Origin of the sequence: Pseudonocardia hispaniensis (assembly GCF_042658695.1) — a bacterium.
GTDB classification, from domain to species: Bacteria; Actinomycetota; Actinomycetes; order Mycobacteriales; family Pseudonocardiaceae; genus Pseudonocardia; species Pseudonocardia hispaniensis.
Genome location: NZ_JBHSQW010000025.1, coordinates 205,880 through 219,472, shown reverse-complemented (window position 1 = coordinate 219,472; position 13,593 = coordinate 205,880). Strand labels below are relative to the sequence as shown.

The 13,593-nt window shown below is 72.3% G+C and carries 11 protein-coding genes; 9 read left to right on the top strand and 2 right to left on the bottom strand.

All coding sequences use genetic code 11. The features are described 5' to 3' along the window. The first annotated feature begins 61 nt into the window (after nt 1-61). From ACFQE5_RS11700 to ACFQE5_RS11665, 8 genes are all read left to right on the top strand, one after another. The gene (locus ACFQE5_RS11700; RefSeq protein WP_379584888.1) at nt 62-1,024 is read left to right on the top strand and encodes an aldo/keto reductase; all 963 of its coding nucleotides are present in this window, start codon (nt 62-64) and stop codon (nt 1,022-1,024) included. A gap of 76 nt (nt 1,025-1,100) precedes the next feature. Then, entirely contained in the window at nt 1,101-2,441 is a 1,341-nt protein-coding gene (locus tag ACFQE5_RS11695; protein WP_379584887.1) for an FAD-binding oxidoreductase, read from the top strand. Further along, entirely contained in the window at nt 2,438-3,673 is a 1,236-nt protein-coding gene (locus ACFQE5_RS11690; protein WP_379584886.1) for a class I SAM-dependent methyltransferase, read from the top strand. Before ACFQE5_RS11695 ends, ACFQE5_RS11690 begins: the two co-directional genes overlap by 4 nt. Nucleotides 3,674-3,686: 13 nt before the next feature. Next, nucleotides 3,687-5,084 (top strand): WS/DGAT/MGAT family O-acyltransferase, encoded by a 1,398-nt coding sequence (locus ACFQE5_RS11685; protein ID WP_379584885.1) that lies wholly within the window; start codon nt 3,687-3,689, stop codon nt 5,082-5,084. Between the two features lie 67 nt (nt 5,085-5,151). Further along, a complete protein-coding gene (locus ACFQE5_RS11680; protein ID WP_379584884.1) occupies nt 5,152-6,084 on the top strand; it encodes a metallophosphoesterase family protein in 933 nt (310 codons plus the stop codon). 61 nt (nt 6,085-6,145) lie between these two features. After that, complete coding sequence (locus tag ACFQE5_RS11675) at nt 6,146-6,823, top strand: response regulator transcription factor (RefSeq protein ID WP_379584883.1); 678 nt, start codon at nt 6,146-6,148, stop codon at nt 6,821-6,823. Then, nucleotides 6,816-8,201, top strand: coding sequence for a sensor histidine kinase (locus tag ACFQE5_RS11670; protein ID WP_379584882.1), 1,386 nt, complete (start codon nt 6,816-6,818; stop codon nt 8,199-8,201). Before ACFQE5_RS11675 ends, ACFQE5_RS11670 begins: the two co-directional genes overlap by 8 nt. A gap of 71 nt (nt 8,202-8,272) precedes the next feature. Then, complete coding sequence (locus ACFQE5_RS11665; protein ID WP_379584881.1) at nt 8,273-8,641, top strand: PepSY domain-containing protein; 369 nt, start codon at nt 8,273-8,275, stop codon at nt 8,639-8,641. Between the two features lie 8 nt (nt 8,642-8,649). On the opposite strand, the gene ACFQE5_RS11660 is transcribed toward ACFQE5_RS11665, so the two are convergent. Together ACFQE5_RS11660 and ACFQE5_RS11655 are read right to left on the bottom strand one after the other, a co-directional pair. Continuing rightward, nucleotides 8,650-9,318 carry a response regulator transcription factor gene (locus ACFQE5_RS11660; protein WP_379584880.1) on the bottom strand — a complete coding sequence of 223 codons (669 nt, stop codon included), beginning with the start codon at nt 9,316-9,318 and terminating at the stop codon, nt 8,650-8,652. Then, nucleotides 9,315-10,892, bottom strand: coding sequence for a sensor histidine kinase (locus ACFQE5_RS11655; protein WP_379584879.1), 1,578 nt, complete (start codon nt 10,890-10,892; stop codon nt 9,315-9,317). Before ACFQE5_RS11655 ends, ACFQE5_RS11660 begins: the two co-directional genes overlap by 4 nt. 245 nt (nt 10,893-11,137) lie before the next feature. On the opposite strand from ACFQE5_RS11655, the gene ACFQE5_RS11650 reads away from it, so the two are divergent. Beyond that, nucleotides 11,138-13,567 (top strand): glycosyltransferase, encoded by a 2,430-nt coding sequence (locus ACFQE5_RS11650; RefSeq protein ID WP_379584878.1) that lies wholly within the window; start codon nt 11,138-11,140, stop codon nt 13,565-13,567. Nucleotides 13,568-13,593 lie beyond the last annotated feature (26 nt).

Here is a 13,593-nt window from a genome sequence, read left to right as displayed (position 1 = left end):
TCCGTCACCTGCGACGTTGTGCCAACGCGTGTTGACTGGCCGCATGCGATATCTCCAGGACATGAATACGGCGAAGCGGTACTCGGTGATCGGCCTCGGTACCTGGCAGTTCGGCTCCCGGGAGTGGAACTACGGCGCCGACTATGCGGATCGTGAGGCGGGCCGGATCGTGGCCAGGGCCCGTGAACTCGGTGTCTCCGTGTTCGATACCGCCGAAATCTACGGATTCGGTCGAAGCGAGCGGATTCTCGGCGCCGCGCTGCAGGCCAGTGGCGGCACCGACGACGTCGTCGTCGCCTCCAAGATCTTCCCGCTGCTGCCGACCGCCGCGGTCGTCCAGCTGCGCGGCGTGGCCAGTGCCCGGCGGCTCGGCATGCGGCGACTCGACCTCTACCAGATGCACCAGCCCAACCCCGTCGTCCCCGACACAACGGCGATGCGGGGCATGCGGGCGCTGCGCGAGGTCGGCATCGTCGACGACGTCGGCGTCTCGAACTATTCGCTGCGGCGCTGGCAACGTGCGGAGGAGGCGCTGGCGGCGCGGGTGCTGTCGAACCAGGTGCAGTTCAGCCTGGTGTCCCGGGAGCCGCTGGCCGAGATGCTTCCGTGGGCGCAGCGCACCGGACACATCGTGATCGCCTACAGCCCGCTGGCACAGGGTCTGCTGTCCGCCCGCTACGGCCCGACCAACGCGCCGACGAAGGGGGTGCGGGCGGCCAACGCGCTGTTCCTCCCGGAGAACCTCAGGGCCGCCGCGCCGCTGCTCGGCGCCCTGCGCGACCTCGCCGCCACCCACGGGGTGACCCCGGCTCAGATCGCGTTGGCCTGGTTGATCCACTTCCCGAACGTGGTGGCGATCCCCGGAGCCGCGAGCGTGGCGCAGATGGAGAGCAACGCGGCGGCCGCCGAGATCACACTGACCGACGATGAGCATCGCGAGCTCACCGCCGTCGCCGAGCGCTTCAACCCGGTGACCGGCGGCGCGGCGGTGCCGAAGATCGTCGCCGCGCTGGTCCGTCGGTGAGCCGCAGGTCGGGACCACCCGTGAGTGCGTAACAGTGTTCGAACACTGTTACGCACTCACAGGTAAGGTCGGGCGCATGCACGAGGCCGCCGCGGCAGAACTGGTGCGTCGATTCCGTGCGATCCCGCACGATCAGTCGGTGCGACTGGGCAAACGAACGTCCAATCTGTTCCGGTTCGGCACCGCCGCGTCGGACTCGCACCTGCTCGACACGAGTGCACTGTCGAGCGTGATCTCCGTCGACGCGAGCGCCCGCACGGCGACCGTGCAGGGCATGACGACCTACGCCGACCTCGTCGACGCCACCCTCGCGTACGGGCTCATGCCGCTCGTCGTCCCGCAGCTCAAGACGATCACCCTCGGCGGGGCGGTGGCAGGGCTGGGTATCGAGTCGACGTCGTTCCGCCACGGGCTGCCGCACGAGTCGGTGCTGGAGATGGACATCCTGACCGGGTCCGGTGAGGTCGTCACCGCCACCCCGGACGGCGACCACGCCGACCTGTTCGCCGCGTTCCCCAACTCCTACGGCACGCTCGGCTATGCGCTGCGGCTGGTGATCGAGCTGCAACCGGTGACGCCGTATGTCAAGCTCACCCATCGCCGCTTCGGGGACGCCGCCTCCGCCACCGAGGCGCTGGCCGAGCTCGCCGACAGCCCGATCGACTTCCTCGACGGCACGGTGTTCAGCGCTACCGAGCACTACCTGACGATCGGGGAGTTCGTCGACGCACCCGCGGCCGGGGCCCGGGTGTCCGACTACACGGGCCGCGAGATCTTCTACCGCTCGGTGCAGTCCCGCCCGGTCGATCATCTGCGGGTGCGTGACTACATCTGGCGCTGGGACACCGACTGGTTCTGGTGCTCGCGTGCGTTCGGCGTCCAGAATCCGCTGGTCCGCAGGCTGTGGCCGCGCCGCTATCGCCGTTCCGACATCTACCGCAGGCTCGTCGCCCTGGATCGCCGGACCGGGTTCAGCGAGCGGATCCGCCGCGTCACCGCCGCACCGGCGCAGGAACCGGTGATCCAGGATGTCGAGATCCCGGTCGAGCGGCTGCCGGCCTTCCTCGACGTGTTCCACCGCGAGATCGGCATCTCCCCGGTGTGGCTGTGCCCGATCCGGCTGCGTGGGCAGCGCAGCTGGCCGCTGTACCCGATGCAGCCCGGCCGGCTCTACGTCAATGTGGGGTTCTGGTCGACGGTGCCCGAGGTGCCAGGGCGACCCGATGCGCACAACCGGCTGATCGAGGAGCTCGTCGCGGAACTGGGTGGACACAAGTCGCTCTACTCGACGGTCCACTACGCGCAGCACGAGTTCTGGCGGCACTACAACGGCGATGTGTACCACGCGATCAAGAGCCGTTACGACCCTGCGGGACGGCTGCCGGATCTCTACGAAAAGGTGGTGGGGACTGGATGAGACGACGGGTGGCGGACCTCATCGGGACCGTGATCGGGGCGAACCTCCCGATCCGGGTCGTCGCGTACGACGGGAGTAAGACCGGACCCGACGACGCCGAGGTGGTACTGCGCATCGAGTCGCCGCGCGCGCTGGCCAGGCTGGCCTCCGCGCCGGGGACGCTGGGACTGGCCCGTGCGTATGTGACCGGTGAGATCGAGGTCGAGGGGGACATCTACGCCGCTCTCGACGCGCTGGCCGACGTCACGCTGAACTCGATCAAGCCGTCCGAACAGCTGCGGGTGGCCGCGCAGATGCTGCCGATGTGGCTGCGGTACCGGCCTGCGCCGCCCGATTTGGAGGCGCGCCCGCGGGGACGACGGCACTCCAAGTCGCGCGACAGCCAGGCCATCGCCCATCACTACGACGTGTCCAACACCTTCTACGAGTACGTGCTCGGACCGTCGATGACCTACACCTGCGCGCGCTACCCGACGGCCGGATCGACGCTGGAGGAGGCGCAGGCCGCCAAGCACGAGCTCATCGCCCAGAAGCTTGCGCTGGCGCCGGGCATGCGGCTGCTCGACGTCGGATGCGGGTGGGGCGGCATGGTCATGCACGCCGCCGCGGAGCACGGGGTGCACGCGCTGGGTGTGACCCTGTCGCGGAGCCAGGCCGAATGGGCGCAGGCCGAGATCGAACGACGCGGGCTGGACCGGCTCGCCGAGGTCCGGCACCTGGACTACCGGGACGTCGCCGAGTCCGGGTTCGACGCCGTCAGCTCGATCGGGCTCACCGAGCACATCGGCCGGGAGCAGCTGAGCTCGTACTTCCGGTTCCTGTGCGGCAGGCTGCGCCCGGAGGGGCGGCTGCTCAACCACTGCATCACCCATCCGCGGACGTTGCGGCAGCGCAGGGTCGACCCGTTCATCGGCCGCTACGTCTTCCCCGACGGCCAGCTGGAACCGGTCGGGCAGCTGATCACGGAGATGAACAACGCCGGATTTGAGATTCGCCACGAGGAGAACCTGCGCGAGCACTATGCCCGCACACTGGCGGCCTGGGGTGCCAACCTGGAGGAGAACTGGGAGGCTGCGGTGGCCGAGGTCGGCGTGGCTCGGGCCCGGGTCTGGCGGCTGTACATGGCGGCCAGCCGGCTGGGCTTCGAACGCGACAACATCCAGCTCCACCAGATGCTCGGGGTGAAGCTCGGGGCGGACGGCCGGTCGGGCTTCCCGTTGTGCGGTTGGTAGATCAGGGGATCCCATGATGGTGCGGGACCGGCTGTCGCCGCTGGATGCATCATTTCTGTACATGGAACAGCCCACCACGGCGATGCACGTGGGCGGGGTGATGACGTTCCTGCCGCCGGACGGTGGCGGGCGATTCGACATCGACGCCTTCAGCGAGCTCATCGGGAACCGCCTGGGGCTGGTCCCTCGCTACCGCCAGAAGGTGCGCGAGGTGCCGGGCTGGCTCGGACCGCCGGTCTGGGTGGACGACCCGGCGTTCGACCTGAGCTTCCACCTTCGCCGCTCCGCACTGCCCGCACCGGGCACCGACGAGGCCCTGCGCGAGCTCGCGGGCCGGGTACTCTCCCGCCAGCTCGACCGATCCCGCCCGCTGTGGGAGATCTACCTCGTGGAGGGGCTCGTCGGCGACCGCCTCGCGGTGATCACCAAGACGCATCACGCGATGGTCGACGGGCTGGCGTCGATGGACATCGGTGCGGTGCTGCTCGACCCGACTCCACAGCCCCGGCAGACCCCGGCGGACGAGTGGCGGCCCGGGCCCGAGCCATCCGGGATGGAGCTCGCCGCGGTGGCGGTGCTGGAGATCCTGAGCAGGCCGCGCGGCGCGCTCGACGCCGTCGCCAGGGCCGGAGCGGACCTCAAGGCGGCGGTGGCCGGGGCCGGGCGGGTGGTGGGCGGGTTCGTCGACGCCGTCGGCCAGGCCGCGCGCGGAGGCCCGCTGGCGCCGCTGAACCGGCCGATCGGCGAGCAGCGCCGCTTCGGGATGGCGCGGACGGCGCTGGTCGATCATCGAGCCGTCCGCAAGGCCCATTGCGGCACCGTCAACGACGTCGTCCTCGCCGTCGTCACCGGTGGGCTGCGGCGCTGGCTGAGCACCCGTGGCGAGCCGCTGGTCGCGGGCACGACGGTGCGGGCGATGGTTCCGGTCAGCACGCGCGCGCGCAGCGGGTCCGCCGGCGGCAACCAGATCTCGGCCTACTTCGTGGACCTGCCCGTCGGCGAGCCCGATCCCGTGGCCCGGTTGCGCCGCATCGCCGAGGAGATGGACGCGGCGAAGCGCGGCGGCCGGGCCGCGGGGCCGACGGCGCTGGTCGGCCTGGCCGGACTCGTCACCCCGGCGCTGCACAACCTGGGCGCGCGACTGACCAACGAGCTGTCGAGCCGGCTGTTCAACGTGCTGGTCACCCACGTTCCCGGTCCGCCCCGGCCGCTCTACGCCATGGGCGCGCGGATGGAGGATCTCTACCCGGTGGTGCCGCTGGCCAAGGGACAGGCGGTGGCCATCGGGATCACGTCGTACGACGGGCGGGTCTGCTACGGGCTCAATGCCGACCGGGACGCGATGCCCGATGTGGACGTGCTCGCCGACGCGATGAACCTGGCTCTGGAGGAGCTGCTGGAGCGCAGCTGAGCGATCGCGCGCCGACCCGGGGCGGCGATTCAGCGCGGCTTCAGGTCCGGTCTCCTACATTCGAGGGATGGTCAGCGGACGGCGCCGGGCGCTCGTCCTCGTGGTGCTGGCTCTGGTGCTTGCGGCGGTGGGCGTGCAGCTGGTCCGGGGCTGGCCGCCCGCCTGGCCCTGGACGAGCGCGCCGGACCCCCGGGCGGACCCCCCGGCGGCCGGCGAGCCCTACCCGGGGTGGAACACCCGGCCGGCGGTGCGGCTGGCGGTCGCCGGCGACGTCGGGACCGGCGGCGCCGCGGCACGGGCCACCGGGGCCGCGATGGATCGCCTGGAGGAGTCCGGCGAGTTCGACGCGGTGCTCCTGCTCGGCGACAACATCTACCCCGACGGCGACGTGGCGGCGGTCCAGTCGGCGGTCTTCGAGCCGTTCGGCCCGGTCCTGGACGGCGGTACCGACCTGCTGGCCGTGCTCGGCAACCACGACGTACGCACCGACGACGGCGAGCCTCAGCTCGCGGCGCTGGGCATGCCCGACCGCTGGTACCACGTCCGGATCGGCCCGGTTGAGTTGATCATGCTCGACTCCACCCGGGTCGAGGACCCCGAACAGCTCGCCTGGCTGGAGCGCACCCTGGCCGCCGCGGCCGCCGACGGGGTGCGGTGGACCGTGGTGGCCCAGCACCATCCGCCGCGCTCCGCCGGGCGCCACGGCAGCCACCAGCCCTCCCGGCGGCTGCTGGTGCCGCTGTTCGAACGCTTCGGGGTGGACCTCGTGCTCGCCGGGCACGACCACGACTACCAGCGCAGCATTCCCCAGGACGGGATCGTCTACGTGGTCTCCGGCGGCGCGGCCACGCTGCGCCCGACGGGTCGCGAGCCGTTCACCGCCGCGTCCGCCTCGGTCTACCACTTCGTCGAGCTCGCCGCGTTCGACGACCGCCTCGAGCTGCGGGCCGTCGACCAGCAGGGGCGGGTCTTCGACCGGTGGACCACCGCCGCCCCCTAGCCATTCGCCACGCCAGGATCGATCCTTGGCCGCACCACCCGCGTGGCTCTCGGGAGGACCGATGCGACTCCTGGTGGTCGAGGACGAGAAGGCGATGGCCGCCGGGCTGCGGTCCGGGCTGGAGGCCGAGGGCTTCACCGTCGACGTGGCGGCGGACGGGATCGACGGGCTGTGGCTGGCCCGCGAACGCTCCTACGACGTGATCGTGCTGGACCTGATGCTGCCCGGCCTGGACGGTCACACGGTGTGCCGGGAGCTGCGCGCGGCGCGGATCTGGACCCCCGTTCTGGTGCTCACCGCGCGCGACGACGAGCGCGACGAGGTCGGCGCGCTGGACATCGGCGCCGACGACTACCTGACCAAGCCGTTCTCCTACGCGGTGCTGCTGGCCCGGTTGCGCTCGCTGCTGCGCCGCGGGGTGCCCGAGCGGCCCGCCGTGCTGGAGGCGGGTGACCTGCGGCTGGATCCCGCGACCAAGCAGGTCTGGCGGGGATCGACCGTGGTGGCGCTGACCGCACGGGAACTGGCGCTGCTGGAGTTCCTGATGCGCCACCGTGGCCAGGTGGTGTCCAAACGGCAGGTCCTCGACCACGTGTGGGGGGATGACTTCGAGGGTGATCCCAACATCGTCGAGGTCTACATCCGGCATCTGCGCAACAAGCTCGACCGGCCGTTTCACCGGGACACCATCCGGACCGTGCGCGGCGCGGGCTACCGGATCGAGCTCGATGGTGACTGAGACCCGCCGCCGGCTGCGGGTGGGGCCGCGCTCGGTCCGGCTGCGCACCACCCTCGCCGCCGTCGTCGTCGTCGCGCTGGCCACATCGGCCGGGGCGATGCTGCTGCTCACCGTGCTGCGCGGGCTGCTGACCGACGAACTCGCCGCCGCCGCCCAGAGCCGGGCGATGCAGATCGCCACGACGCTGCACACCAGCCCGTCGCGGCCGGTCCTGGCGGTGGGCGATCTCGAGGACGACGTGGCCCAGCTCGTCGCCCCGGATGGGCGGGTGCTGGCGGCCAGCCCGAACGCCGCGGGCCGGCCGCCGGTCGTGTGGCCGGCGCCGGAGGATCCGGTCGAGATCGTCGGTCCGGTCGACGCCGAGCCGCTGCTCGTCGTGGCGCACCGGATGGACGGTGAGGTCGTGATCGTCGCGCGCACCGTCGACTCGCGCGACGACGCGCTCCGGTTCGTCGCGGACCTGCTCATGATCGGGTTGCCGATCCTGCTGCTCATCGTCGCGGTGCTGACCTGGGTCCTGGTCGGCCGCGCGCTGCGACCGGTGGAGTCGATCCGCAGGGAGGTCGACGAGATCTCCTCGACCGCCCTGCACCGGCGGGTTCCCGAACCGGCGGGCAGCGACGAGATCGCCCGGCTGTCGCGCACCATGAACCGGATGCTCGACCGGCTGGAACGCGCCCAGCAGCGGCAGCGACGGTTCGCCTCCGACGCCTCGCACGAGCTTCGCTCCCCGGTCGCGGCGATCCGCCAGTCCGCCGAGGTCGCGCTGGCCCACCCGGGCCGCACCAGTGTGCCCGAGCTCGCCCGCACCGTCCTCGAGGAGGACCTGCGGGTCCAGCACCTCGTCGAGGACCTGCTGCTGCTGGCCCGGATGGACGAGCACCTCCTGCAGCTGCGGACCGTCCCGCTCGATCTCGACGACCTGGTGTTCGCCGAGGCCCGGCGGCTGCGCGAGGCCGGCGGCCTGCGGGTGGACACCTCCGGGGTGTCGGCGGGCCAGGTCAGCGGCGACCCCGACGGGCTGCGTCGGGTGCTGGCCAACCTGGCGGACAACGCCGCCCGGCACGCCCGGTCCCGGATCGTCTTCACCCTCGCCGAGACCTCCGCCGGGGTGGTCCTCACCGTCGACGACGACGGGCCGGGAATCCCGCCCGGCGAACGTGAGCGGGTGCTGGAGCGGTTCGTCCGGCTCGACGACGCGCGGGCCCGCGACGCCGGGGGCAGCGGGCTCGGGCTGGCCATCGTGAGCGAGCTGGTCACCGCCCACGGCGGCAGCCTCGAGATCGCCGACAGCCCGGACGGGGGTGCCCGGCTGCGGCTGACCTTCCCGCCCTCGCCGGCGCAGGCGTCACCGAGATCGTTCGCCGACCGGAGCTGAGGCCGTCGGCGTTCAGCGGGCGTTCAGTGCCCCTGGGGCACCATCGAGGGAACCCACGGAAAGGAACCACCGTGCGCAAGCTGATCTGGATCGGCGGCGCGGCGCTGGCCGCGGCCGCGGCGGTCGCGGTCGGCGCCGGGGCCGCCGCGGCGCTGCCCGGCGCCACCCCCGGGGCAGCGGCCGTGAGCGTGGCCGCGGCGCAGGACACCGACGGGCCGGAGACCCCGGATGTCCCACTGACCGGCAGCGACCTGGAGCGGGCGACCAAGGCCGCGCTCGCGCACACCGGCGGCGGCACCGTGACCGAGACCGAGACCGGTGACGACGCAGCGGCCTACGGCGTGGAGATCCGCACGCCCGACGGCCGCCACGTCGAGGTCAACCTCGACCGCGACTTCGCGGTGACCGGCCAGGAGGCCGACGACAACGACGGGGACTGAGCCCGCCGCTAACCCTCGGACTCGGCGTTGAGCAGGGCCACCGCGCCGAGCTGCGAGCTGACCTCCAGCTTGACCAGGATGGACCGGATCTGGCTGCGCACCGTGGTGACCGAGACCACGAACTCCGCGGCGATCTCGGCCGCCCGGTGCCCCTCGGCCAGCCTCTCCAGCACCAGCCGCTCGCGGGTGGTCAGCCGGGCGAGCAGCACCGCCCGCCGCTCGGCCTCGGCCCGCTGTCTGCGGTCGAGCTCCAGCCAGCCCTGGCGCTCCTGCTCGGTCATGACCGGCAGCCCGGCCAAGGCCCGCCGCACCGTCTGGAACAGGGTGGTGAACGAGGCGGACTTCGGGACCAGGCCGATCGCCCCGGCGGCGATCGCGGCCGCGATCTGCGGCGGCCGTCTGCCGGCGCTGACCACGAGAACGCTCCAGCCCGCGGCCCGCAGCGTCGCGATCGCGTCGACGCCGTTGAGCGGGGTGCCGCGCGGACCCCGGCCGAGCTCGAGGTCGAGCAGCACCAGTCCCGCCGGGTGGGCGGCGGCCTCGCGCGCGATGCCGTCCACCGTGGTCTGCCCGCAGCCGAGGGCGGCGATCCGGTGTGCGTGCAGGCCGGCGACCAGCGCCTCCCGCACCAGCTCGTGATCGTCCACGACGAGCACGGGGCGTCCGGGTGCGTTCACTGGGATCGTTGCCCGCTGAGCTGGGTTCCGTTCGGCATACCGATCCGCCGTGCCGCCTGCCCGGTACGGCGCCGGGGCCGGCCGGACGTCGGGACCCGGCGGTGCGGCACCGCCGGTGGCGCCCACGGCAGCTCGACGATCGCCGTGCAGCCACCGAGGCCTCCCCGCGCCAGCATCCGCAGGCTGCCGCCGACCCGGTCCAGCAGCTCCCGGCTGACGAACAGCCCGAGGCCGTGGCCGTCGCTCGTTGCGCCGCGGACCCCGCGATCGAGCACCAGCCGCTCCTGGCCCGGGGCGATCCCCGGGCCGTCGTCGGAGACCTCGATCTGAATCCGCCCGCCCGCCGGGAGGGTGCGGATCCGGACCGCGGCGCCGGGGGCGTGCCGGGCACTGTTGCTCAACAGGTTGCCGATCACCTGGGTGAGCACGTCGGGTGATCCGGTGGTCCGCAGCCCGGGCGGGCTGTCCAGCTCGATGCGCGCACCGGCCGCCCGGCGCAGCCGCACGAGGTTGGTCAGCACCGGGGTCACCTCGTATCCCCGGTGGTCCGGGACGGGTGCGGCGAGGACGGTCCGGTCGTCCTCCACGATCGCGGCCAGTCGGGAGAGCTCGCGCAGCACCGCGGAGCGCAGGTGTTCGCGCTCGGTGTCCCCGGGTCCGGTGCTGAGCAGCTGGGTGATCCCGGCCAGCCCGGCCAGCCCGTTGCGCAGCTCGTGGTCGCGCTCGGCGACCCAGGCGCTCGCCCGCTGCATGTGGGTGGCCGCGACCCGCAGCTCCTCCTGTAGCTCCTCCTGCTCGCCGCGGGCCGCGTCGACCTCGCCGCGGACCACCTGGAGGGTGCCGACGAGCACGGTCAACATGCCGATCAGCCGGATCGCGCCGAACACCAGATCGGGTTCGAAGTGCTCGATGCCGGCGAGGACCCGATAGACGTGCGCCAGCGCGACCATCAGCAGGCCCAGGCTCATCCACCACACGGTCGGGTCCCGGCGGCGCAACCCGTCGACCATGAGCCAGGTGCTGGTGGCGGCCCAGGCGACGATCACCACGACGGTCAGCACCGCGGGCCGGGTGAGCGCGGTGAACACCCCGGGGGCGGCGACCGCGCCGTGCGCGGCCCCGATCGAGACCAGTACCCCGGCCGCCGCGGTGAGCCACGCCGCCCAGTGCCCGGCCCACACCGGCGGCCGCACCGCGACCAGCAGCAGGATCAGCATCGCGATGAAGGCGGTCATCCGGGACGCGAGGACCACGGTCGCGGCGCCATCGTGCGGATCGGGCCAGAGCGTGGTGTTGGGAACGACGACCAGGGTGTACAGGGCGAGTGCCGCGGCGATCCAGCTCGGCCGCAGGTCGGCCAGAAACCGCCCGGAGACGTCACCGAGCAGGGCGGCGGCCGAGCCGAGCCCGACCGTGCCGAGGATCAGCAGATCCAGCGCGTCATCCTGCGGGATGACCCCGTTCGTGGTCACCAGCAGGGTGAGCCCGACCAGGCCCAGGCCGATCAGGTACACGCCGATCAGATCGCGAGCCTGTCCAGCGAGACCACCCCGAAGGCGCCTCAATGCTGCCACCGCACGATCGTGCTGTCCCATCCCGTAGCTCCCTCGGCTGGTGGGAGGACTGTGCCCGGCCCTGTGGATGGTGTTCGCTTCGCGGGGCGGCCGTGTTACCGCCGGACGCGATTCTCGTTCGGCACCCAGAGATGGCTTTCGTCATTTCTGACGATGAGCGCCCTCCCACCCGGGGGCCAGCCTGACACGAGGAGTTCAGGTGTCGTTCAGCCGGACGACGGCGGTTGCTCACCTCGGGAAGTGGTATGGATCAGCAGGCGCGGTTCCGTACGACCGGCAATGGCCGGTCCGCCCACCCGAACCAGCACACCGCGGTGCGGGTCAGCGTGGTCATCCCCACCCGGCACGAGGGCGACAACATCGCCATGCTGCTCGACCGGTTGCTGGTCGCAGCGCGTGACCCGGCCATCGAGGTGATCTTCGTCGACGACAGCGACGACGACACCCCGGCGCGCATCACGGCATACGCGACGTCCAGCCCGGCCCGGATCCACCTGGTGCACCGGTCGCCGGGCGAGCGAACCGGTGGGTTGGGCGGGGCCGTGCTGACCGGGATGCGGCGGGCCGGGGGCGAATGGGTCGTCGTCATGGACGGCGACCTTCAGCACCCCCCGGAGCTCGCGTGCCGGCTCGCCGAGATCGGCCGGTCACGGAACCTGGACCTGGTGGTCGCGAGCCGCTACGTCGGCACCGGGGACGCCTCGGGGCTGGGCAGCGGAGCCCGGCACGCGGTCTCCGGTGCGGCGACAACGGTGGCGAAGGTGGTCTTCCCGGCCCGGCTGGCCCAGCCGACCGACCCGATGAGCGGGCTGTTCGCGGTGCGGCTCGGCGCGATCGACCTCGACGACCTGCACCCCACCGGCTTCAAGATCCTCATGGAGATCCTGGTGCGGCGACCGGGGCTGCGGCTGGCCGAGGTGCCCTTCGCGATGTCGCCTCGCAACGCCGGGGAGAGCAAGGCCTCCCTGCGCGAGGGGCTGCACTTCCTGCATCACCTCGCGCGGCTGCGGCTGGGCCTGTTCACCGCCCAGGTCGACCGGTCGGTGCGGACCTCACCCTGGCACTGGCTGCTGCGGATGTTCCTGTTCGGGCTGGTCGGGTTGTCCGGGCTGGTGGTGAACACCGTCGCGCTGTGGCTGCTGCACCAGCAGGTGCTCGGGCTGCACTACCTCCTCGCCGCCGGACTCGCGACGCAGCTGTCGACGGCCTGGTTGTTCCTGCTCGCCGAGTCGATCGTGTTCCGAGGTTCGAAACCGGGCCGTCGCCGGTCGCGCGGGATCCGTTTCTTCCTGGTCAACAACCTTGCCCTGCTCCTGCGGCTCCCGCTGCTGGCGCTGCTCGTGGAGGCGTTCGGGGTGGGTGTGCTGATCGCGAACCTGGTGACGCTCGTCCTGATGTTCCTCGTGCGCTTCGTCGTCGTCGACGCCGCGATCTACGGCACCGGGCCGGTCGCCGGCGGGCCGACCCGCCCCCGGGAGCCGATGCGGGTGATCGTGGAGGTGCCGCCCACCGGCGCGGGCCAGCCGGCCCCCACCCGGTCGTTCGCCCCGTCCCGGTCGGGCCACCCGGCGGCGCGCTACCTGCCGTACCGCTACGCGATCCCGGGCGTCGCCACGATCGGGTCCCAGGTCCGGTTGCCGGAGCTGGAGTACTTCCGGGTGCAGTCGCTGGGCAACGACACCGAGATCCAGGTGCGGCTGGGCGCCGTCGGTGACCGGACCCTGCACCGGCGCGCGGCGATGACCCAGCTGGCCGCCCCCCCGGCGGTCTGCTACCAGGAGCACCTGGGCAGGCTCGCCGCCAACTTCAGCGTGCGACTCGGCACCCCGATCGAGGTCGTGGTCGCGCCGCCGCTGGCCCGCTCCCCGCACGTGGTCTACACCAACGTCCTCGAGGCGTTGCTGCGGTTCGTCGCGGTGTCGAAGGGCGCGATGCTGCTGCACGCGGCATGTATCCAACTCGACGGCACCGGCCTGCTGATCTCGGCCCGGACCGACACCGGCAAGACCGGCACGGTGCTGCGCCTGCTGCGCGAGCACGGCGCGAAGTTCCTCGCCGACGACATGACCGTGCTGCACCCGGACGGGCGGGTGGGGTGCTTCCCCAAACCGCTCACCATCAGCCACCACACGCTGCGCGCGGTCGCACCGGACGAGCTGACCGCGCGGGAGTGGCGCCGGCTGCGGGTGCAGAGCCTGCTGCATTCCCGCGAGGGCCGGTCGCTGGCGATCCAGCTGAGCCGGCGCAACGTCCCGATCATGGGAATCAACGCGCTCACCCAGCGCCTCGTGCCGCCGCCGAAGTACGCGGTGGACCGGCTACTGCCCTGCGAGATCGTGGCCGGTACGCCGGTCTCGGAGCTGTTCGTCATCGAGCGCGGACCGCGCGACGAGGGTGAGCTGGCCGCTCCGGAGGCCGTGACCACGCTGCTGGCCAACACCGAGGACGCCTACCGGTTCCCGCCGTTCGCCCAGTTCGCGCCCGCGATCGTGCTCGGTGCCGATGACCACGAGGAGCTGCGCCGCAAGGAGCGGCAGATCCTCGCCGCTGCGGTGGCCTGCTGGCGCTGCCGGTGGCTGTCGACCCCGGACTTCACCTGGGCGGACCGGATTCCCGAGCTGCTGGTGCCGCCGGTCCGGAACCGGCGGCCGCTCACCGGTTCGAGGCCGGGGTGACGGGGAGCATACTTCGGCCGTCCTGT